General features: G+C 64.0%; 17 protein-coding genes. 7 read left to right on the top strand and 10 right to left on the bottom strand.

What is annotated here, in order from left to right; genetic code table 11:
* Window positions 1-29: 29 nt before the first annotated feature.
* From ISS99_RS10045 to ISS99_RS10035, 3 genes are read right to left on the bottom strand one after another with little or no spacing between them, the layout of a single operon-like run.
* Window positions 30-1,457 carry an efflux transporter outer membrane subunit gene (locus ISS99_RS10045; RefSeq protein ID WP_204631467.1) on the bottom strand — a complete coding sequence of 476 codons (1,428 nt, stop codon included), beginning with the start codon at window positions 1,455-1,457 and terminating at the stop codon, window positions 30-32.
* Entirely contained in the window at window positions 1,444-2,634 is a 1,191-nt protein-coding gene (locus ISS99_RS10040; RefSeq protein ID WP_204631466.1) for an efflux RND transporter periplasmic adaptor subunit, read from the bottom strand. Before ISS99_RS10040 ends, ISS99_RS10045 begins: the two co-directional genes overlap by 14 nt.
* The gene (locus ISS99_RS10035; RefSeq protein WP_204631465.1) at window positions 2,624-5,815 is read right to left on the bottom strand and encodes an efflux RND transporter permease subunit; all 3,192 of its coding nucleotides are present in this window, start codon (window positions 5,813-5,815) and stop codon (window positions 2,624-2,626) included. Before ISS99_RS10035 ends, ISS99_RS10040 begins: the two co-directional genes overlap by 11 nt.
* A gap of 223 nt (window positions 5,816-6,038) precedes the next feature.
* Between ISS99_RS10035 and ISS99_RS10030 the strand changes: the two genes are divergently transcribed.
* From ISS99_RS10030 to ISS99_RS10020, 3 genes are all read left to right on the top strand, one after another.
* Complete coding sequence (locus ISS99_RS10030; protein WP_204631464.1) at window positions 6,039-6,974, top strand: LysR substrate-binding domain-containing protein; 936 nt, start codon at window positions 6,039-6,041, stop codon at window positions 6,972-6,974.
* Window positions 6,955-8,022: a DMT family transporter gene (locus ISS99_RS10025; protein ID WP_204631463.1), complete on the top strand. Its 1,068-nt coding sequence runs from the start codon at window positions 6,955-6,957 to the stop codon at window positions 8,020-8,022. The genes ISS99_RS10030 and ISS99_RS10025 overlap by 20 nt, the downstream gene beginning before the upstream one ends.
* A 184-nt stretch (window positions 8,023-8,206) precedes the next feature.
* The gene (locus tag ISS99_RS10020) at window positions 8,207-8,749 is read left to right on the top strand and encodes an acyloxyacyl hydrolase (RefSeq protein WP_204631462.1); all 543 of its coding nucleotides are present in this window, start codon (window positions 8,207-8,209) and stop codon (window positions 8,747-8,749) included.
* A gap of 75 nt (window positions 8,750-8,824) precedes the next feature.
* On the opposite strand, the gene ISS99_RS10015 is transcribed toward ISS99_RS10020, so the two are convergent.
* The 5 genes from ISS99_RS10015 to ISS99_RS09995 all read right to left on the bottom strand — a co-directional run bounded on the left by ISS99_RS10015 (window position 8,825) and on the right by ISS99_RS09995 (window position 13,904).
* Complete coding sequence (locus ISS99_RS10015) at window positions 8,825-10,345, bottom strand: DHA2 family efflux MFS transporter permease subunit (protein ID WP_204631461.1); 1,521 nt, start codon at window positions 10,343-10,345, stop codon at window positions 8,825-8,827.
* 65 nt (window positions 10,346-10,410) lie between these two features.
* Window positions 10,411-11,601 carry an HlyD/EmrA/EmrK family protein gene (locus ISS99_RS10010; protein WP_204631460.1) on the bottom strand — a complete coding sequence of 397 codons (1,191 nt, stop codon included), beginning with the start codon at window positions 11,599-11,601 and terminating at the stop codon, window positions 10,411-10,413.
* 22 nt (window positions 11,602-11,623) lie between these two features.
* Entirely contained in the window at window positions 11,624-13,063 is a 1,440-nt protein-coding gene (locus ISS99_RS10005; protein WP_204631459.1) for an efflux transporter outer membrane subunit, read from the bottom strand.
* Between the two features lie 37 nt (window positions 13,064-13,100).
* Window positions 13,101-13,559 carry a MarR family winged helix-turn-helix transcriptional regulator gene (locus tag ISS99_RS10000; RefSeq protein ID WP_204631458.1) on the bottom strand — a complete coding sequence of 153 codons (459 nt, stop codon included), beginning with the start codon at window positions 13,557-13,559 and terminating at the stop codon, window positions 13,101-13,103.
* Window positions 13,560-13,646: 87 nt separating this feature from the next.
* Window positions 13,647-13,904: a hypothetical protein gene (locus ISS99_RS09995; protein WP_204631457.1), complete on the bottom strand. Its 258-nt coding sequence runs from the start codon at window positions 13,902-13,904 to the stop codon at window positions 13,647-13,649.
* Between the two features lie 282 nt (window positions 13,905-14,186).
* Here ISS99_RS09995 and ISS99_RS09990 point away from each other — a divergent pair, with 282 nt between their 5' ends.
* From ISS99_RS09990 to ISS99_RS09975, 4 genes are all read left to right on the top strand, one after another.
* On the top strand, window positions 14,187-14,999 hold the full coding sequence (locus ISS99_RS09990) for an AraC family transcriptional regulator (protein ID WP_204631456.1): 813 nt from the start codon (window positions 14,187-14,189) through the stop codon (window positions 14,997-14,999).
* A 129-nt stretch (window positions 15,000-15,128) separates the two neighbouring features.
* Entirely contained in the window at window positions 15,129-19,640 is a 4,512-nt protein-coding gene (locus ISS99_RS09985) for a DEAD/DEAH box helicase (RefSeq protein WP_204631455.1), read from the top strand.
* A 51-nt stretch (window positions 19,641-19,691) separates the two neighbouring features.
* Window positions 19,692-20,063, top strand: coding sequence for a VOC family protein (locus ISS99_RS09980; protein WP_204631454.1), 372 nt, complete (start codon window positions 19,692-19,694; stop codon window positions 20,061-20,063).
* Between the two features lie 29 nt (window positions 20,064-20,092).
* The gene (locus ISS99_RS09975; protein WP_204631453.1) at window positions 20,093-20,383 is read left to right on the top strand and encodes a hypothetical protein; all 291 of its coding nucleotides are present in this window, start codon (window positions 20,093-20,095) and stop codon (window positions 20,381-20,383) included.
* A gap of 21 nt (window positions 20,384-20,404) precedes the next feature.
* Here the strand turns inward: ISS99_RS09975 and ISS99_RS09970 are convergent, their stop codons facing one another.
* Both ISS99_RS09970 and ISS99_RS09965 read right to left on the bottom strand, forming a co-directional pair.
* Complete coding sequence (locus ISS99_RS09970; RefSeq protein ID WP_204631452.1) at window positions 20,405-20,776, bottom strand: nuclear transport factor 2 family protein; 372 nt, start codon at window positions 20,774-20,776, stop codon at window positions 20,405-20,407.
* Window positions 20,777-20,837: 61 nt separating this feature from the next.
* Window positions 20,838-22,418, bottom strand: coding sequence for a S10 family peptidase (locus ISS99_RS09965; protein WP_204631451.1), 1,581 nt, complete (start codon window positions 22,416-22,418; stop codon window positions 20,838-20,840).
* Between the last annotated feature and the right edge of the window lie 75 nt (window positions 22,419-22,493).

Here is a 22,493-nt window from a genome sequence, read left to right as displayed (position 1 = left end):
CCGAAATTTTCGCTATTTCCGCACGAAGCCTATCGGCGCGCAAGCTGATCGGTGGACCAACCGCCGCCGAGGGCGCGGATCAGCTGCACGCTGGCGCGCAGGCGCTGGGTATCCAGTTGCAGCAGGCCGCGTTGTTCCTGCAAGGCCACGGTTTGCGCTTGCACTACGTCGAGGTAGCTGACGGCGCCGTGTTTGTATTGCGTCATCGACAGGTCCAGCGCGTGCTGCGCGGCGTCGGAAGCATCTTTCTGGTTGACGCCGGCGGTGCCCAGGTGATCGAGCAAGGCGAGGTTGTCCTGCACTTGCTGGAATGCAGTCAACACCACGCCGCGGTAGGTGGCGCCGGCTTCGTCGGTCTTGGCTTTGGCTGCGTTGACGCTGGCCTTGCGGTAGCCGCCGTCGAACAGGTCGTAGGCAAGCTGCGGGCCGAGTGCCCAGATGCGGTTGGGCGCGGTGAACAGGTTCGCCCAGCCGGTGCTTTGGAAACCGCCTTGCGCGTTGAGCGTAAGCGATGGAAACCATGCTGCGCGTGCCACGCCGATGCCGGCATTGGCGGCGGCTACGCGGCGTTCCGCTGCGGCAACGTCGGGGCGGCGTTGCAACAGGCCGGACGGTACGCCGACCGGTACCACCGGCACGGGAATCGCGGTGGTTTGCGCCGGCAGCGTGAAGGTGGAAGCGTTCTCGCCTACCAGCACGGCGATCTGGTCTTGCATCAAGGCGCGTTGCGCCAAGGCTTGCGACCATTGCGAGCGCGCATCGGACAGCTGCGTTTGCGCACGCGAAACATCCAGCCCGGAGACGATGCCGCCGGCATGCAGGGTTTGCGTGAGCTTCAGGGCTTTCCCATAAGCCTCGATGGTTTGTTGCAGCAAGGCGATCTGCTGGTCGTAGCCGCGCAGTTGCACGTAGGTGTCGACCAGCTGAGCCTGCAGGCTCAGCTGCGCCGAGGCGAGATCGGCTTGCGCAGCCAGCGCATTGTCGCGGCCGGCTTCGACGGTGTTGCGCACCTGGCCCCACAGATCGACTTCGTAACTTGCTTGCACGCCGACGGTGTAGGAATCGTAGTCGGAGGGCGCAGCGGGGTTACGCAACGGCGGCGCGGTGGCCGACTGCCGCTGGCGCTGCCCGACGGCGCCTGCGCCGATCTGCGGGAACAGTTCCGAACGGGCTTGCGCGCTGTACGCCTGCGCCTGCTGGTAATGCGCCAGCGCCGCGGCGAGATCGGTGTTGTTGGCCAACAAGCTGGCTTGCAGCTGATCAAGCTGGTCGTCGTCGTAAAGCTTCCACCAACTATCGCGCGGCAGCTGGTCGGAAGGTACGGCAGAGATCCACGGACCGACATCGCGATACGCGCTGGCCTGCGGCGTGGCCGGTGTTTTGTAGGCCGGTGCCAGCGAGCATCCGCTCAACGCCGCGGCAACGGCCGCGCAGAGTATCCACTCAAGCTTTTTCATGGGGCTTGGCCGCTGCGTTGTCGGTGGCGATCTTCACCTGATCGCCGCTCTTGATGCCGTCCGGCGGGCTGTCGATGACGTGATCGCCGGCTTCCAGGCCCGAGCCGATTTCCACCGACTTGCCGTAGTCGAACAGGATGCTGACTTTCTTGAACGCGACTTTGTTGTCGCCGTCGACCGTCGCTACGCGCAGGCCGCCGTTGTCGAAGATCAACGAGCTGGCCGGCACGCGCAATGCCGCCGTATCCGCCGGCAGACTGAAATGCACGTGGGCGAAGCTGCCGGGCATCAGTTTGCTGTCGGCGTTGTCCACCATCAGCTGCACCAGCGTGGTGCCCGAGGTGGCGTTGACGGCGTTGGAGGTGGCGACAACCTGAGCGTGGAATTCGCGGCCGGGATATTCCGGCACCACGAGCACGGCATCGCTGCCGGGACGGATCGACGGGCCATAGGCCTGCGGCACTTGCACGTATACGCGCAGCTTGTGGATGTCCGACACCACGAACAGTTCCTGGCCTGCACCGCCACCGGTGTTGACCAGGGCGCCCACGTCGGTGTCGCGAGCGGTGACTACACCATCGAACGGTGCGATCAGGCGCGCGAATGCCTTGGTGGCTTCGAGACGATCAACATTGGCTTGCGCGGCTTTCATCTGTGCGACTTTTGCCGCGTAATCGCCGGTGCGCTGATCGACATCCTGTTGCGCCACCGAATCGCTGCCGAGCATCGCCTGCCAGCGCTTGGCGGTGATGCCAGCCAGATCCGCATTCGCTTTCGCGCTGGCGAGATCGGCACGTGCCTGCAGCAACTGCTGGTCGATTTCCGGCGTGGAGATTTCGCCGAGCAGCTCGCCGGCTTTCACCGGTGCGCCGATGTCGGTTTTCCAGTCTTTCAGATAACCGCTGACCTGCGCGTAGATCGGTGCGCGCACGTACGCTTCCAGCCGGCCGGGAAGATCCAGCACCGGACCTTTGTCGCCGGGCATCGGCGTGACCAGCTTGACCGTGGGTACAGCCTGCTCCTGCGTCCAGGTCTTGATGTTGCTGGCCTGGGAGGCGCGGGTGATCAGGCCGATCACCACGATGGCGATCAACACCACCGCCACGATCAATCCGGTCAGGCGTAGACCGCGCTTGGAGAGTTTCTGGGGCGCATGAGTAATGGCTTCAGACGACATAGCTGGGTTCTCCGGAAGCGTCCGCTTCTTTCGGTGCATGGCTGTGACGACCATGGATGATGCTGAACACCACGGGCACGAACAGCAGCGTCGCGCAGGTGGCAAAGATGAGGCCGCCGATCACCGCGCGGCCGAGCGGCGCGTTCTGCTCGCCGCCCTCGCCCAGGCCCAGGGCCATCGGCGCCATGCCGATGATCATGGCGAGTGCGGTCATGCACACGGGACGGAAGCGGGTGAAGCCGGCTTCGAGGGCAGCGAGGGTGGCGTTGCCGTGTTCGGCCAGGCGTTCGCGGCAGAAGCTCACCACCAGAATGGAGTTGGCGGTGGCCACGCCCATGCACATGATCGCGCCGGTCAACGCAGGCACCGACAAGGGTGTGTGCGTGGCAAACAATATCCACACGATGCCGGCCAGTGCGGCAGGCAGCGCGGTGATGATCACGAACGGATCACTCCACGATTGGAAGTTCACCACGATCAGCAAATAGATCAGCACCACCGCACCAAGCAAACCGAACAGCAGGCCGGAGAAGGCGCTGTTCATGGTCTGCACCTGGCCGAGCAGCACCACGTGCGAACCCTTCGGTTGCTGGCTGGCGGTGTCATCGATCACCTTCTGAACATCCGCCGCTACCGCACCAAGATCGCGATCCTGCGTGGCGGCGTAGATCTGCACTACCGATTGAATGTCGTACTGGTCGACCACGGCATTGGTGTTGGTGCGCTGGAGCGTTACCAAGCCGCCCAGCACCTGCGGCTGGCCGTTGGCACCGTTGATCGGGAGGTTGCGCAGCTGCGCCAGGCTGTCCAGATCGTATTGCGGCGTCTGCATCACGATCGGATACGACACGCCGTTGGCCGGATTGAGCCAGAACGTGGGCGCCACCTGGCTGGAGCCGGCGAGGTTCACCACCAGGCTGTTGGTGACGTCGCGCTCGGTGATGCCGAGCAGCTGCGCCTGGGTGCGATCCACGTTGACGTTGAAGCCGGGGTTGGCCTGCGATTCCTGGATGCGTGCGTCGACCACACCGGGGATCTGCTTGATCTTGCCGAGCAGAAGATTGGCGTAGGCAAAGTTGGCCGGCAGGTTCGGGCTGCGGATCTGCAGGTCGATCGGTGCGGGCGAACCGAAGTTGAGGATCTGGCTGACGATGTCCGCCGGCGGGAACGAGAAGGTGACGCCGGGGTATTCGCGCGGCAGCAGCTCGCGCAATTTGCGCACGTATTCGGCGGTGGGATGGTGCCCTTCGTTGAGCGCGATCTGGATGTCGCCATCCTGTTCGCCGACCAGGCCGGTGTTGTTGTACGTGGTGTTGATGCTGCTGCCGGACAGACCGATGTTGTCCACCACCGTGCCCAGTTCCTGCGGCGGAATCACTTTGCGAACGGTCTGCTCGATGTGGTTGAAGATGATGGCGGTATCTTCCACGCGCGTGCCGACCTGGGCGCGTGCGTGCATCAGGATCTGACCGCCATCCACGTCGGGGAAGAAGTTGCGCCCCAGGAACGGCACCAGCAGGAACGACACCAGCACGAAGGCGAGAAAGCCGATCACGAACGGCCGGCGATGCGCCAGCGCCAGATCGAGCGCGCCGTGGTAGGTGGCGCGAATGCGCTCGAAGCGTGCCTCGAAGCCGCGCTGGAAACGCACCAGTGGATTGCGCGACGGCGCTTTCGCCACTTCCTCGCCATGCGGCGCATGCGCTTTCAGCAGGTACTTCGCCATGGTCGGCACCAGGGTGCGCGACAGGATGAAGGAACAGATCATGGCGAACATCACCGATTCGGCCATCGGCACGAACAGGAAGCGCGCCACGCCGTCGAGGAAGAACATCGGCACAAACACGATGCAGATGCACAGCAGCGAGACGAAGGCCGGCGTGACGATCTGCTTGGCGCCGTCGATGATCGCGGTTTCCACATCCTTGCCGTGCTCGAGATGCCAGTTGATGTTCTCGATGGTCACCGTGGCGTCGTCCACCAGGATGCCCACCGCCAGCGCCAAGCCGCCCAGGGTCATGATGTTGAGCGTTTCGCCGAAGGCGGACAGCAGCGAAATGGCGCCGAGAATGGCCAGTGGGATCGACACCGCGATGATCACGGTGGACCGCCAGCTGCCCAGGAACAACAGGATCATCAAGCTGGTGAGTGCCGCGGCAATCACGCCCTCGCGTGCCACGCCGGTAATTGCGGCGCGCACGAACAACGACTGGTCGCCGATCGGCGCCACTTTCAGGTTGTCCGGCAGGATGCCCTTGCTGTCGGCCAGGCGCTGCTTGATGCCGGCGACGATGGCAAGCGTGGAAGCCGAGCCGTTCTTCAGGATGCTAAGCAGCACCGAGCGGTGACCATCCACGTGCACGATATTGGTCTGCGGCGGTGCACCGTCGCGCACGTGGGCCACGTCGCGGATGTAGATGGTGGTGCCGTTGACCTGCTTGACCGGCAGGTTGCCCAGTTCGTTGATATCCGACGGCGCGTTGTTGAGGTTGAGCGTGTACTCGAAGCTGCCGATCTTCTGCGTGCCGATCGGGGTGATCAGGTTCTGCGCGGCCAGTGCATTGGCGACGTCCTGCGCCGACAGCCCGCGCGCCTGCAACTTGGCCGAATCGACGTCGATCTGCACCTGGCGAGTCTTGCCGCCGTAGGGATACGGAATGGCCGCACCGGCTACCGAGACCAGCTGCGGACGCAGGATGTTCTGGCCCAGGTCGCCCAGGTTCTGCTCGCTGAGGCCGTCGCCCGACAGCGCCAGCTGCAGGATCGGCACGGTGGATGCGTTGTAGTTGAGGATCAGCGGCGGCGTGGTGCCGGGCGGCAGCTGCCTGAGCATGGTCTGCGCCACGGCCGCGACCTGGGCGTTGGCGGTGGCGATGTTGACCGTGGGCTGGAAGAAGATTTTGACGATGCCGTAGCCGGCGATCGACTTCGCCTCGATGTGTTCGACGTCGTTGACCGTGGTGGTCAGCACGCGCTCGAACGGCGAATTGATGCGCCCGGCCATCTGGTCCGGCGGCAGGCCGGTATAGGTCCAGGCCACCGCAATGACCGGAATCTTGATATCCGGAAAAATATCGGTGGGCGTGCGCAGGGCGGCCAGCGGCCCGACGATCAGGATCAGCAGGGCAAGAACGACGAAGGTATAAGGCCGCTCCAGCGCAAGCCGTACAATCCTCAGCATGGATGAACTCCAAAGGATGGGGCGGAGCGCCTGCCGCGTGCCAGTCCATGGCAACCATGCAGCGCAACGAGGTTTGTGCAGCCGGATGTGGCGGCCGCATGCTCCGCTTACATGCAAAATTCCGGTTCGGACGGCCGGTCCATGGGGATGGCGCCAGCCGAACGTGAAGGTTAGTTGTACGACTTGCTAAGATCGATACAGTAAGGCGAATGGCTCGATACACATGACGAATGAATACTTGGAACTAAGGCACCTGAAGTATTTCGTCACCGTGGCTGACGAGTTGCATTTCGGGCGCGCGGCGGAACGGCTGGGCATTTCGCAGCCCCCGCTTAGCCAGCAAATTCATGCACTTGAGCTGCGGCTCGGGGCCAAGCTGTTCGAGCGCAAAGGCCGCGGCATCAGCCTGAGCCATGCGGGAAACGCATTGCTGCCCCGAGCAAGAGGCATACTGGCGCAGGCCGAACGCGCGGCCGAATCGGTCGCCCGCTCGCAACGCGGCGAACTGGGCGAATTGCATCTTGGCCTGATGTCCTCCGGCCCCTTCACGTTTGTGGTGCCACGGGTGCTGGCCCGGTTCCGCGAACGCCTGCCCGACGTGCGCCTGTTAATTCACGAGATGGCCACCTCACAGCAGATCGACGCGCTGGAGCAAGGCACCATCGACGTGGGCGTGATCCGGCCGGAAGCCTTGCCCGACGGCATCCGCGCGATCGAGCTGTTCAAGGATTCGCTGACCGTGGTCATGCATGCCAGCAACCCGCTGGCTGCCGCGCGCGGGCCGATCCACATCGGCGAGCTGGCCAACGAAGATTTCATCTTCTATCAACGCCACCTTGGCGTGCGGTTGTACGACGAGGTGATCGCGCTGTGTACGAAGGCGGGGTTCAATCCGCGCATTCTTTACGAGGTGCGCGAACTGCCCACCATCATCGGCCTCATCTCCGGCGGCTTCGGCGTGGCCGTGTTGCCAGGATCGGTGCAGCGCATGACGGTGGAGAACGTGGTGTACCGGCCACTGGCGGACATGGAAGCGGCCACTGCGGTGTGGGCCATCTATCGCCACGACGGCAACGACCCGATGGTGCACGCCTTTCTGCAGATCGCGCAGTGCATGGCTTCCAAACAGGTGGACAACCGTGAACGCGGCGTCGCCTAGCCTTAGTCGCGGCATTACGCAGGCGCTGGCGGCGGCTGCGCTGTTCGGCGTCAGCACGCCGCTGGCCAAGCTGCTGCTGGGCAGCGTGGCACCTGGCATGCTCGCAGGGCTGTTGTATGGCGGCTCGGGCGCGGGACTGCTGCTGTGGATGCTCTGGCGGCGCACGTGTGCATCTTCATCGGATGAAGCGCCGTTGGCGCGGCGCGATCTGCCGTGGCTGGCCGCGGCGGTGTGCTTTGGCGGCGTGCTGGGGCCGCTATTGCTGATGTTCGGGCTGATGCATACGCCGGCGTCTTCCGCATCGCTGTTGTTGAACCTGGAGAGCGTGCTGACGGCGGTATTGGCCTGGGTGGTGTTTCGCGAGAATGTGGATCGCCGGGTTTTGCTGGGCATGCTGGCCATCGTGGCCGGCGGTGCCTTGCTGTCGGTGCAGCACTTCGGTCTTGGCGGCGCTGCGCCGGGCGCGGCGGCGATCGTCGGCGCCTGCCTGTGCTGGGCGCTGGACAACAATTTCACCCGCCCGATTTCCGGCAGCGACCCGGTGCAGATCGCCGGCATTAAAGGCGCGGTGGCCGGCTCCATCAACATCGCGATAGCCCTGGCCAGCGGTTACGGCTTCCCTGCCCCGTTCAAGATTGTGGCCGCGGGTGTGCTGGGGGCGGGCTATGGCGTCAGCCTGGTGCTGTTCGTGCTGGCCCTGCGTTCGCTGGGGACGGCGCGCACCGGTGCGTATTTCTCCACCGCGCCGTTCCTGGGGGCGTGCGTGTCGCTATTGCTGTTGGGCGAACACCCTGCTCCCGCGTTCTGGCTGGCCGGTGCATTGATGGCGCTGGGCGTGTGGCTGCACGTCAGCGAACGCCACGAGCACGAGCACGTACACGAAGCGCTGGCCCACAATCACCGGCACCGCCACGACGAACATCACCAGCACGATCACGACTTTCCATGGGACGGGAAAGAGCCGCACACCCATCCGCATACGCACGAACCGCTGCGGCACAGCCATGCGCATTTTCCGGATCTGCACCACCGGCATCGGCATACCTGAGAAGCGATTGTGCGATCGCAGGTGGCAAGTGAATCTTGCGCGTAGCTGTCGATTACACGCACTCACTCCGAGGCAACAGTGCGTTGCTGAAAATGACACAAATGTCGCTAGCCATGCGCCTTAATCATTTGTAAACTTAGTAGTACATAAACGTCATACCACCCCTTCCCCACAGGTATTTCGAATGCGTATTCATCCAATCACCCGCGGCCTGGCAGTCGCGCTGCTGTGTGCCCTGCCGGCGCTGCCCGCGATGGCCGCTCGGTTCGAATTGCAGGGTGGCGTCAGCTACATGGGCAACCCCAACAACAACTACAACACGCCGGTTGCATTCGGCGAGGTCGTGTTCGATCCGAGCCAGATCGGCAGCAGCAATTTCACCTGGTCGCCGGACGTCACCGCCGGCTGGATCGGCGGCCGCGACGGCCGCAAGGTTGCCGAGTTCAACAACGACAACCCGAGCACGCGCCACGACACCTTCATTCTGGCTGGCGGCGTGCGCGTCCATTACGGCACACCCAATGCCTGGTATCAGCCGTTCTTCCTAAGCTTCCAGCCGGCCTACAACAGTGCCCGCACGCAGGCATTGAGCACGGCCTACGAATTTGTCACGACGGTCGGTTACCAGGGCAATCACTGGAGCCTCGGTATCCGCCACATTTCCAATGGCAGCCTGCACGAGCCCAACCGCGGCGAAACGATGGCGGTGGCAGGTATCGCGTTCTGATCTATCGCGTTCCGGTTGCGCACAAGACAACGGCCCCAAAAGGGGCCGTTGTCGTTTGTGAAAGTGCCTGGCGTATCAGTGACCGCCTCCCCCTGCGCCCGCCTTGGCGGCGAACGGCGGCTTGGCCATCCAGATCACCACGATCAGCGACAGGAAGATCCAGCCCAGTGCATGGAACACTTCGTTGAAGGAGATCTGCAGGCCCTGCAAGGTGATGGTCTGGTTCAACATCGCCATCACGGTCTGCGAATCGCCGGTCTGGCTCACCGCCTGTTGCACCAGCGGGTTGTACGGCGTGATCTGCTCGGCCAGATGCTCGTGATGGATGATGCCGCGGTGCTGCCACAGGAAGGTGGTGATCGACGCGGAGAAGCTGGCACCAACCGTACGCAGGAAGGTTGCCACGCCGCCGCCCGCCGCGATCTCGTGCGGTTGCAGATCCGATAGCAGGATGGTGGTAACCGGCATGAAGAAGAACGCCACGCCCAAGCCTTGCAGCAACTGCACCAAGGCCACCGATTCGAAATCCACGCCGATGTAGAAGTCCGAGCGCAGGAAGCAGGTCACGCCCATCACCACGAACGCACCGCTGGTGAGCAGGCGCAAGTCGAAGCGCGTGGCGTATTTGCCGACGATAAAGGTCAGCAACACCGGCAGCACGCCCAGCGGCGCGGTGGCGAAACCGGCCCAGGTGGCGGTGTAGCCGAGATTCAACTGCAGCCACTGCGGCACCAAAAGACCGATGGCGAAGAACGCGGCGTAGGCCAGCACCAGTGCAATGGTGCCCATGCGGAAGTTGCGGTGACGGAACAGCTTCAGGTCGACGATCGGATCCTTGTCGGTCAGCTCCCAGATCAGGAAGATCGCGATCGCGATGGCCGAGACGATGGCGGTGATCACGATGAAGGTGGAGTTGAACCAGTCTTCGTCATTGCCCTTGTCCAGCACCACCTGCAACGCGCCCACGCCGATCACCAGGGTGATCAGGCCGACGTAGTCGATCTTGGGCCGCTGCGTAACCACTTCGCGCAGGCGCATCTGGTTGCCCACCACCATGCTGGCGAAGATGCCGATCGGCACGTTGATGAAGAAGATCCACGGCCAGGAATAGTTGTCGGTGATCCAGCCGCCCAGGATCGGGCCGGCAATCGGCGCCACCACCGTCACCATCGCCAGCAACGCCAGCGCCATGCTTCGTTTGGCGGGTGGATAGATGGAGATCAGCAGTGCCTGCGTGATCGGATACATGGGACCGGCCACCGCACCCTGGATGGTGCGGAACAGGATCAGCATGCTCATGCTCTGCGCAATGCCGCACAGGAACGATGCGATCGAAAACAGCACCGTCGCCCACATGAACAGCTTCACCTCGCCGAAGCGGCGGGTAAGAAAGCCGGTGAGCGGCAGCGCGATGGCGTTGCTCACTGCGAACGAAGTAATCACCCAGGTGCTCTGGTCCTGGCTCACGCCGAGGTTGCCGGCGATGGTCGGCAGCGACACGTTGGCGATCGTGGTGTCCAACACCTGCATGAACGTGGCCAGCGACAAACCGATTGTCGCCAGGACCAGGTTGGGTGGACGGAAATGGGTGTTCACTTGGCTATACCTGAATTAGGCCTTTGATTCCCTCTCCCCGGCGGAGAGAGGGAAAAGCGTGGGGCTCAACGGCCACCCGTGTTCTCGTGGATGATCTGCTCGATCTGCTGGTTCGCTTCGGTCAGCTGGTGGTTGTAGACGTCGGTGCTGAACAGCGGTTCGGTGCGCGGCGTCTGCGACAGCGCGAGGCCGTTCTGGTTGTGCAGATCCACTTCGGTGTCCAGCGACATGCCGATGCGCAGCGGGTGCTTGTCTAACTGGGCAGGATCGGTGAAGACCACGCGCACGGGAATGCGTTGCACGATCTTGATCCAGTTGCCGGTGGCGTTCTGCGCCGGCAGCAGCGAGAACGCACTGCCCGTGCCGACGCCGAGGCTCTGCACCTGGCCTTTGTATTTCACCGAGCTGCCGTACACGTCGGAGATGATTTCCACCGGCTGGCCGATGCGCATCTGGGTGAGCTGGGTTTCCTTGAAGTTGGCATCCACCCACACTTCGTGCAGCGGCACCACGGCCATCAGCGCGGCACCGGGCTGTACACGCTGGCCCACCTGCACGGTGCGCTTGGCGATGTAACCGGTGACCGGAGCGATCATGGTGGTGCGTACGTCGTCCAGATAGGCGGCGCGATATGCAGCGGCGGCGGCCTTCACGTCCGGATGCGACGTGACGACGGTGTCGTCCACCAGCACCTGGTTGGTCTGCAACTGCTGCTGCGCGGTGTCGAGGGCGTTCTGCGCGGCGGTCAGCGCATCGCGTGCGTGCGACAGCTCTTCGGCGGAAATCGCACCGGTCTTGGCCAGATCGCGGCGGCGGTTGTAGTCGGCCTGCGCCTTCTGCAAGGACACGCGCTGCACTGCCAACTGCGCCTGCGCGCCGGATACCGTGCTGTACAGGCCGCGCACTTTGCGCACCGTGCTGGCAAGGTTCGCCGCGGCGCGCTGCAATTCGACATCCGCATCGGAGCGGTCGAGCTGCACCATCACCTGGCCCTGCTTGACGAAGTCGCCGTCGTCGCCGCCGATGCTGATCACCGTGCCGGCGATGCGCGGCGTGATCTGCACGATGTTGCCGTTGACGTAGGCGTCGTCGGTACCTTCGTACCAGCGGCCGTCAAGGAAATACCACGCGGTCCAGGCAATGGCCGCGAGAACGAGGACCACCAGCAGCAGTCGCAGCAGGAAGCCGCGCCGGTTGCTGACCGGAGGCGCCTGGACTACCGGCGTGTCGGCGGTATTGGGGTTCGGACTGGACATGGGGCTGCCTCAGAGAAAGTAATTACTTGGAAGAAAGTTGGGTGTCGGCCTGCGGACGGAAGCCGCCGCCGAGCGCCTGGATCAGTTGCACATTCAGATCGGCCTGCTGTGCATGCAGCGCGGCCATGCGCTGTTCGGCGGCCAGCAGTTCCTGGCGCACGCTCAGTGCCTCCAGGTAGCTGCCGATGCCGGATTTGTAGCGCTGTTCGGACAAGCTCCACGCATCGTTCGCCGCGTCGAGTGCGCGTTGCTGCGCATCGACCTGCTCTTTCAGCGAATTGAGCGCGTCGTAGTCGTCGGAGATTTCGTTCACCGCCGACACCAGCGTCTGGTTGTATTGCGCCACGGCCAGATCGTATTGCGCATCCTTGCTGCTCAAGTTGGCGCGGCGACGACCGCCGTCGAAGATCGGCAGACTGATCGCCGGGGCCGCTTCGTAGAAACGGTTCGACATCTGGAACAGATTGGCGCCGCCCAGATTGATCAAGCCGAGCATCGCGCCGATGTTCACGTCCGGCAGAAATTGCGTCTTGGCGGATTTGATCTCTTTGCCGGCCGCTTCGACGCGCCAGCGCGCAGCCACGAGATCGGCGCGATGACCCACCACGTCGACAGGAACATTGGCCGGTACGGTCAATGCACCCGGCGGCAGCAACTGCGGACGGGCGATATCCAGGCCGCGGTCCGGACCTTTGCCGAGCAACACCGACAAGGCAGAACGTGCCGCATCGATCGCGCGATCGGCCTGCGCCTTCTGCCCTTGCGCGCTGGCCACTTCCGAATCGCTCTGCTTGAGCTGCATCTGGTTGTCGATGCCCGCGGCGACACGCTGGTGCGTGAGGTCGCGCGCTTCGCTGGCACGCTTCAGTTCGGCGGCAGCCACGTCTTGTTGCACGTAGGCGTAGCTCAATTGCACGTAGGCACGAGCGACATTGGTGGACAACTCGATGCGTGCGGCCTGCGCATCCACTTCCGATGCACGGTATTGACCCAAAGCCGCTTCCCACGCAGCGCGCTGGCCGCCCCACAGATCCAGGTCCCACTTGAAGCTGCCGTAGACATACTTGGCCGCTCCCACGTGCCCATTGCCGAGTGCGGGAATGGAGGTGGGAATGCGTGCTTCGGCAACGCTGGCGCCGACGTCGAAGACCGGCTGGCGCGACGCATCGGCCGCACCGGCTGCCGCTTGCGCGGAGCGTGCGCGCGCATCGGCGACGGCAAGCGTCGGGTTGTCGTGCAGCGCCTCGGCGATCAGTGCGTTGAGCTGGGGATCGCCCAGGCCGGTCCACCAATCGTTCTTCGGCCAGGCCGCATCGGATACCTGCACGTTCGCCAGGCTGCGATCAGCCTTGAGCGAAGACGGATCGGTCGGGGTACCGTCCGGGTGAATGCCGCCCGAGGTGGCGCAACCCGCCAGTGCGAACGTCAGTCCGACAGCAGCCGCAAGAATATGCAGACGCATGGCTTTCAAGTCTCGATGCAATGAGTAGATGGATGAATCAGTTCTTGTCACGAAGTGCGTGCAGCACACGCTCCAGGTAGTCGTGCAAGTGCTTGCTTTCGGTTTCGGTCAACGAACGCTGTGCGGCCCGCAGCACGCGTTCGTTGCAGCCGGTCAATTGCTGCCACAACGCGTCGCCTTGCTCGGTCAGTTCGATGCGCAACGCTCGGCGGTCCTGTTCATGCGGAAGCCTGCGCAGGAATCCCCTGCCCTCCAACTGATCGAGCTGGCGCGTCATCGCGCCGCCATCCAGTTCCACGGCACGCGCCAGCTCGGTGGCCGTCATCGGGCCCAGAGCGGCCAGCCGTTTGAGTATCAGGAACTGAGTAAAGCGCAAATCCAGTCCCTTGGCATTGATTTCCGCTTCGATACCGCGCACCAGCTCCGCGCGGACGAGGCCAATCAACACGCCAAGGCTTTCCTGGCTGGTAGGGGTAATGAGCGGGCCTGTTTGCATGGGAGCGCACTTTATTGCCCCTAACAATATTTGTCAAGGCAAATATAGTTTGGACACCTATTGTTACAGCAAATGGACAGAAATGAATTATTTGCGCGGAGCGGCGGTGAGTTCCGCCAGTTCGTCGCCCATCCAGGCGCGCAGGGCCGGGTCGCGCAGTTCGAACAGGTCGAACACGCCCAGCGCCCGCAAGGCCGGCAATTGCGCCAGCAGTCGCGGCTCCATGGCACGCCTCATCGGTTCGGGCGTGGCGGGGTCCAGCATTTGATGGGCACAGGCGACGAAGGTCTCCAGCGGGGAACGGGATATCTCGGATTTCAGGGACACCAATTGGATCGGGGACATAGCCTTTCCTTGTGTTCTTATCAGCGTGTCTTGTCTGCGTGCCAGGTCTTGCGGGGGTTACTCATTAAGACGAACGAATGAGGCTTCCCGTGACAGACGTCCCATGGCCAGACGGGGTTTTCCGCGAGCGGCGCGGTCCGAGGCGATCTGGCTGGGTGTCGAGGCCGCGAGCGGCGGCGGCGGCCGGGGGAACCTGGTGGGGTGACCAGGTACTAGAAAGCTTAAGCAAGGTCAGGGCGGAACTGATAACGTTATTTGGCCAAATAATGTCGAGATTCGGCCATGACGCGGTCCAAGCAAGAACTCTACGAATACATCGAGAAAATCGACGGCCCGCCGCTCATTGCCTACTGGAACGAAGGCGAAGCCACCGGCGAATACAGCCAGGACACCCACACCTACGACTGGCACAGCCACGTGCGCGGCCAGTTCTGGTGCGTGGAAAGCGGCTTGGTGCAGGTCCACACTTCGCGCGGCTCGTGGTTGCTGCCACCACATCGTGCCGGATGGATGCCGGCCGGTGAAATGCACAAAGTCACGCTCAGCGGCGTCATGAGCGGCTGGGGCGTGTTTGTCACGCCAGAGGTCAGCCAGTGCCTGCCGCACCATCCCTGCGTGATCGGCACCAGCCCGTTGCTGCGCGAGCTGGTCCACCGCGCCAGCTCGTGGACCTGGGAGACCCGGCTCAGCGAACGGCAGGAACGCGTGATGACGGTGTTGCTGGACGAGATCCGCCACGGCAGCCCCGAACCTTTGTACCTGCCGATGCCGCTCGATCGCCGCCTGCACCGCATTGCCCAGGCCGTGCTGGAGCAACCGCAAGACAACCGCAGCCTGGACGAGTGGGCGGCGTGGGCAGGCCTGTCGCCGCGCACGCTCAGCCGGTTGTTCCGCACCGAGACCGCGCTGAGCTTCGCGCAGTGGCGGCAACAGGCCCGCCTGAGCAAAGGCCTGGAGCAACTGGCCGACGGCGTACCCGTGGCCGCGGTGGCCGACAGCCTTGGCTACGCCAGCACCAGCGCCTTCATCGCCATGTTCCGGCGCAGCTTCGGCTACCCGCCGGCGCGCTATTTCGGCCAGCGGGTCGCGGCCTGACGGACAGCGTGCGTCGCATGGATTGAGACGCTCGCAGCGGACCATCCGGCAGGCCGGCCTTTACCGCTGCGCCACCAGGCCCTATGTATGATCGACGAACCGCTCCCGCCCCAAAGCGGGCTATCGACGATGCCGCTGCACGATTTCCATCCTGCCGTTTCCGCGTGGTTCGAAGCCACGTTTCCCGCGCCCACTTCCGCGCAAGCCGGTGCGTGGCCGGCGATCAGGGCAGGGCAGCACACGCTGGTTGCCGCACCGACCGGTTCGGGCAAGACGCTCACCGCGTTTCTCGCTGCCATCGACGCCCTGGTGTGCGAGGCGGTGGCGCGCGGCGGCACGCTGCCGGACGAAACGCGCGTGGTGTACGTGTCACCGCTGAAGGCCTTGTCGAACGACATCCACATCAACCTCGAGGCGCCGCTGGAAGGCATCCGCGCGCAACTGGAGCAACTGGGCTTGCCCGACGCGCCGATCCGCACCGCCGTGCGCACCGGCGACACCCCGCAGCCCGAACGCAACCTGATGCGCAAGGCACCGCCGCACATCCTGGTGACCACGCCGGAATCGCTCTACGTGCTGATGGGATCGCTGTCCGGCCGCGAGATGCTCAAGAGCGTGCGCAGCGTGATCGTCGACGAAATTCACGCCGTCGCTTCCAGCAAGCGCGGCGCGCATTTGTCGCTGACCTTGGAGCGGCTCGAAGCGCTGTGCCAGCGACCGCTGCTGCGCATCGGTTTGTCGGCTACGCAGAAGCCGATTGAAGACGTGGCGAAATTCCTGGTGGGGGAGGGCGTAGGTTTGGCGCCTTCTCCGTTGCGGGGAGAAGGTTCGGATAAGGGGGCAACCTCGCGGAATCCTTCCAGCGAAACAAAACCTTTTATTCCCGATCTTTTCGCAAGAGCCGCCCCTCACCCCAACCCTCTCCCCGGAGGGGAGAGCGAGCAGGAACTTCGTGCCAAGGAGAGGGAGCAGGGCTGCACGATCATCGATGTCGGTCACACGCGTGCGCGCGACCTCGCCATTGAAGTACCGCCGGTGCCGATGGAAGCGGTGATGTCCAACGATACCTGGGAGCTGGTCTACGACCGGCTGGCCCAGCTGGCTGACCAGCACCGCACCACGCTGATCTTCGTCAACACGCGGCGCATGGCCGAAAGAGTGGCGCGGCATCTTTCCGAACGCATGGGCCACGAAACCGTCGCCGCGCATCACGGCAGCCTGGCCAAGGAACAACGGCTGGATGCCGAGCAGCGCTTGAAGCGCGGTGAGCTGAAAGTGCTGATCGCCACCGCGTCGCTGGAACTGGGCATCGACATCGGCGACGTGGACCTGGTTTGCCAGTTGTCCTCGCCGCGCTCGATCGCCGCCTTCCTGCAGCGCGCCGGACGCTCCGGCCACGCGGTGAACGGCACACCCAAGGCGCGCCTGTTTCCCAGCAGCCGCGACGACCTGATCGAATGCGCCGCACTGCTCGATTGCGTGCGGCGCGGCGAACTCGACACGCTGAAACAGCCGCCGCAACCGCTGGACGTGCTGGCGCAGCAAATCGTCGCCGAAGTGGCCTGCGCCGAATGGGACGAGGATGCGCTGTTCGACCTGGTGCGCCGCGCCTATCCCTATCGCACGCTGTCGCGCGAACAGTTCAACGCCATCGTGCGCATGCTGGCCGATGGCTTCACCACGCGGCGCGGTGCACGCGCTGCCTACGTGCATCGCGACGCCGTGCATCACGAACTGCGTGCGCGGCGTGGTGCGCGGCTGACCGCCGTCACTTCCGGCGGCACCATTCCCGATACGGCCGACTACCTGGTGGTGCTGGAGCCGCAGGCAACGATCGTGGGTACGATCAACGAAGACTTCGCCATCGAGAGCATGGCCGGCGACATCTTCCAGCTCGGCAATACCAGCTATCGCATCCTGCGGGTCGAACGCGATCGCGTGCGCGTGGAAGATGCGCAAGGCGCGCCGCCGAGCCTTCCGTTCTGGCTGGGCGAAGCGCCCGGGCGCAGCAACGAATTGTCGCTGGGCGTGTCGCGCCTGCGCGAAGAAGTGGTTGCGCGCATCGAAGCCGGCGGCGTGCAGGCGGCTTACGACTGGTTGCGCGATACGCTCGGGCTGAACGAGCCGTCCGCGCAACAGATCGTGGAATACCTCGCCAAGGCCAAGGCGGCGCTGGGTGTGTTGCCCACGCAGTCGACGCTGGTGTTCGAGCGCTTCTTCGACGAATCCGGCGGCACGCAGCTGGTGATCCACACCCCGTGGGGCAGCCGCATCAACCGCGCCTGGGGCCTGGCACTGCGCAAGCGCTTCTGCCGCCAGTTCAATTTCGAATTGCAGGCGGCCGCCACCGAAAACGCGATCGTGCTGTCGCTCTCCACCAGCCACAGTTTTCCGCTGGAAGAGGTGGCGCGCTACCTGCACAGCAGCAGCGCCGAGCACGTGCTGGTACAGGCGCTGCTCGATGCGCCGCTGTTCCCGGTGCGCTGGCGCTGGAACGCTGTAACTGCGCTTGCCTTGCCGCGCTATGCCGGCGGCAAGAAGGTGCCGGCGCCATTGCAACGAATGAGGAGCGAGGATCTGCTCGCCACCGTTTTCCCCGATCAAGTCGCCTGCCTGGAAAACATCGTCGGCGAGCGAGAGGTGCCCGATCATCCGCTGGTCAACCAGACCATGCACGACTGCCTGCGCGAGGCGATGGATGTCGATGGCTTGCTGGACATTTTGAAGGGCCTGGAATCGGGCGCGATCACCGTCGTGGCACGCGATCTCACTGCCCCCAGCCCGCTCGCCAGCGAAATCCTCAATGCCGCACCGTACGCCTTCCTAGACGACGCGCCGCTGGAAGAACGCCGCACGCGCGCCGTGCAGACGCGCCATTGGAACGGCATCGAAGACACCGACGACCTGGCCAAGCTGGATCCGGAAGCGATTGCCGCGGTGCGCGCCGAAGCCTGGCCCGAAGTGCGCAGCGCCGACGAAATGCACGAAGCGTTGAACGTGCTGGGCTGCGTGACAGCCGAGGAAGCGGAGCGCAACGATGGATGGGGCGACTGGCTGCACAAACTCGCCAACGCCCATCGCGCCACCCTGTTGAATCTTTCTGCTGCGTGCCGAGCGTGGGTCTGCGCCGAAAAACTTCCGCTGTGGCAAGCCGTCCACGCAACCCCGGCCATGCAGCCGGCCATCGCTGCACCTGCCGAATACGCAGCGCAAAGCTGGACGCGCGAAGATGCGCTGCTGGAGTTGGTACGCGGCCGGCTGACCGGACTGGGCCCCACCAGCGTGCGCGCACTCGCCGCGTCGCTCGGCGTGGAAGCTTCCGATATCGAGCTTGCGTTGCTGCGCCTGCAAACCGAAGGCTACGTGATGCAGGGCCGCTTCACGCCGGACGCCAGCGAAACCGAATGGTGCGAACGCCATCTGCTCGCGCGCATCCACCGCTACACCATCGGCCGCCTGCGCCGCGAAATCGAGCCGGTCAGCCGGCGCGATCTGATGCGCTTCCTGCTCGATTGGCAACACGCCACGCCGGGTACACGGTTGAAGGGGCCCGATTCGGTGTTTGCGGTGATCGGCCAGCTCGAAGGCTATGAAGCCGCTGCCGGCGCCTGGGAAAGCGAATTGCTCGCCTCGCGCATCGAAGACTATGCCAGCCGCTGGCTGGACGAGCTGTGCCGCGCCGGCCGCATCGGCTGGAACCGCTTGCGCAGCGGCGGCGGCAGCAGCGGCCCGGTGCGCGCCACGCCCATCGTGCTGTTGCCGCGCCGCCAGCTCGGCATCTGGACCTCCGTCGCCGATCGCAATCAGGAGCAGCAACCGTTGCTGTCCTCGCGCGCACAAGCGGTGCTGGACACACTGCTCGACCACGGCGCGATGTTCTTCGACGAGCTGATGGAAGACGCCCGCTTGCTGCGCACCGAACTGGAAGATGCGCTGGGCGAACTGGTCGCCGCCGGCCGCGTCACCGCCGACAGCTTTGCCGGCTTGCGCGCCCTTCTCACGCCCGCCGCCAAGCGCGAGTCGCCGCGCCACCGCCGCGTGCGCCGGCACGCCTTGAGCGAGATCGAGGACGCCGGTCGCTGGTCGCTCGTGCGCAAACGGACGGAGGGCAGGGCAGACGCGCCCGGCTCGCGGGAAACCGGCGCGGACGACCCGATCGAACACATCGCCCACACGCTGCTGCGCCGCTACGGCGTGGTGTTCTGGAAACTGCTGGAACGCGAGGCGCCCTGGCTGCCATCGTGGCGCGAACTGCTGCGCGTCTACCATCGCCTGGAAGCCCGCGGCGAAATTCGCGGCGGACGATTCGTGGAAGGACTGGTCGGCGAACAATTCGCCCTGCCCGAAGCCATCGGCCAATTGCGCAGCGTGCGCCAGCGTCCGCTCGAGCAGCAATGCATTTGCCTCAGCGGCAGTGATCCGCTCAATCTGGTCGGCACCGTACTTGCGGGTGACCGCCTGCCTGCCCTCGCCGGCACGCGCGTGCTGTATGAGGACGGCATGCCGGTTGCCGCACTGGTTGCCAACAAGCCTCAATGGCTGATCGATAGCGATCTGGTCCAGCAACGCCGCTGGTTCAACGCCTTGCTGCGCCGGCCGGAACCGGATGGGACCAGCGACGTCAGTTACGTGCGTCGCTGAAGACTGACGCGCTAGACTTCAGCATCATCAACATCTCTAAGGGAAGGGAAGATGTCCATGATTTTGGGACTGCGTACCGCGATTTACCCCGCCGGCGATTTGACCGCCGCCAAGCAGTGGTACGCGCAAGTGCTGGAGCAGCAGCCTTATTTCGACGAGCCTTTCTATGTGGGCTTCAACGTCGGCGGATTCGAACTCGGGCTGATACCCGATGCCCAACCCGGCATCGCGGGTCCCCAGCCGCTATGGGGCGTGGCAAACATCGCGACGGCCTTTGCGCGCTTGCTCGAACTTGGCGCCGGGCAGCTTGAACCGGTTACCGAGGTGGGCGGCGGCATCAAGGTCGCCGCGGTGCTCGATCCTTTCGGCAACCGTTTCGGCATGATCGAAAATCCGCATTTCGATCCATCGAATGTCCGGTGACATTTGAAGACACCAAAGGAGCTGGACAGGTGTCGATAAACTTCACACCGGACGAGAAGCGCTACATCGCCTATTTCACCAGGCTCGACAAACCGATCTACCGATGGGGCTTCTATTCGGCATGGCTGGTTCCGATCCTGGCTTTTGGCAGCTACGGATTGTTGCGGCAGGACATCGTTGCCCTGGGGATGGCGTTCTTTGGGCTGCTGTTCTTCACGCTCTGGCGCATTGCGTCCAGCTTTCGCAGTCAGCGCATCGTGGCTTCGATTCTCGACAAGGTGGCGGACGAGAAATCGTCACCCGCCGCGCCCCGCGAATGACCGCATCGGATCACTGCCCGCTCAGTCGCTGTGGTCGGCGATATAGATCAGCAAGCCGTCGCGTTCGCGGAATTCGCTGCGCCCCGGCATGGCGATGCGTTGCCCAGCACGCACGCCATTGGGCAGGTCGATGGCAAACGTGCCTTCGAAGAAAATCTGCACGTGCGCCGTGCCATCGGTTTCGGCGTAACCGGTAATGGTCTGGCGCCGCCCTGAAAACAGGCCGCGCGAACGCTCGGCCAGCAGGCGCAGCTGATCGATGCCGATGATGCTCACACTCAGATTGCCGGCCGTGTAGTTCTCGAAGATCACTTCGCGATGGACATTCGCCAGCATGGCGTCGACGTCCATACGGTTGTAGGCGTCGATGTAGCGATCGATCAGAGTGCGCATGAGCATGAAACGGGCAGGGCAGGGGTGGTGAGCTTACCCCACCCGGCCCGTCGCCGCCGCTTCAATGCTTCAGGTTGTCGGTCTGCTCGATGAAGCGCGCCACGTTGTCGTGCAGCTGCTTCAGCGACGGCTCGTTGGCGTAGACCATGTGGCCCGACGGATACCACGCGTAGCTGATGTTGTTCATCAGTGCGGACGGCACCGGCAAATGATGGGCTTCGTAGTCGGCGGCGAAGAAGGGGGTTGCAAGGTCGTAGTAGCCGCCGTTGAGCAGGATCTTCAAGTTCGGGTTGGTCTTCATCGCCATCGCCAGGTCGGGCATCACATTGAGGGAGCCGTCGTGACCGTTGTGCTTGAAGCCCCAGTCGGTCATGTCGCTGGCGAATTCGCGATAGGTCTGGTCCTGGCCGTATTTCAGGTCCTTGCGCACATAGTCGTTGAAGGCGGCAATGTAGGCCGAACTGATGGCCGAGGATTGCGGGTCGTACTGCGATTCCTTGCTCAGGGGATCGAGCGAGGGACCGGAGAAGCGGCTGTCCAGGCGGCCGGTGGTGTCGTCGCTGTCACCCAGCAGCTCGTGCTCGAACATGCCGCCGCTGACGCGCAGGTCGGCCTTCAACAGATAGGCCACCGGCAGACCGGTGTATTGATGCAGCTTTTCGGCAATCGCCTGCTTGCGCGCATCGTCCAGGCGCGAGCCGGCCATCATGGCCTGCGCGTAATCGCCGAGTGCAAACTGCTCCACTTCTGCCAGGAAGGGTTCCAGCGCTGCCGGTTGCTGCGGCAATTTGTGGTGGTAGTAAGCCGTGGCGGCAAAGGTCGGCAAGGCCAGCTCGTAGGGCAGGTCGACGCCGGGATTCTGCTCGGGGCCATCGATGCTGGTGTCGAAATTGAGGATTTGCGACAGCAGGATCACGCCATTGAGATCCACGCTATCTTCGTTTTCCAGGTCGTTCGCCACCACCGCCGAACGGGTGGTGCCGTAGCTTTCGCCGAACAGGTATTTCGGCGAATTCCAGCGGCCGTAGCGCGACAGGAACTGCGTTATGAATTGCGCGAAGGCATGGCCGTCGCCGTCGACGCTGTAGATGTCCTTGCGGCGCTCCTTCATCTGGTCGCCGCGCTTGGACGCATCCGGATCGTTGGCGATCAGCCGGCTGAAGCCCGCGCCGGGCGCATCGATGAAGACCAGGTCGGAAGCATCCAGCAGGCTGTAGTCGTTATTGACCAGTTGGTACGGCGCGGCCGGCGTGTGGCTGTCGTCCTTGGTGAGCACGCGGCGCGGACCGAATGCGCCCACGTGCAACCACACGGTGGCCGAACCGGGGCCGCCGTTGTAGACGAAGGTGATCGGGCGCTTGGCCGCATCGTCGCCTTTCTTGAAATAGGCGACGTAGAACATGCTGACGGTAGGTTCGTTTTCCTTTTCGTTCTTGCCGTGCAGCACGATGGTGCCGGCCACCGCCTTGTAGGCAATGCGCCTGCCCTCGACCGACACCGAACCTTCGCTGGCCGAGGCCTGCGGATGCACCAGGGCAGCATCGGGCTTCGTTTCTTCCGGCGTCTTGTCCTTCTTGTCAGCCGCGCTGGCAGTGCCGAGTAGGAGCGCGGCGAGGGCGACGACGAGCGGAAGCTTGCGCATGGGAGATCCTTGGGCCGGGCGGTGGCGGTGCGCACACCGGAATTCCCAGCTTAAGCATCAAACGCGCCACGTTTC

Source organism: Dyella mobilis (assembly GCF_016904945.1).
Classification (GTDB): Bacteria; Pseudomonadota; Gammaproteobacteria; order Xanthomonadales; family Rhodanobacteraceae; genus Dyella_B; species Dyella_B mobilis.
The sequence above is the reverse complement of the archived record's forward strand: the minus strand, read 5'-3'. Positions and strand labels throughout refer to the sequence as shown.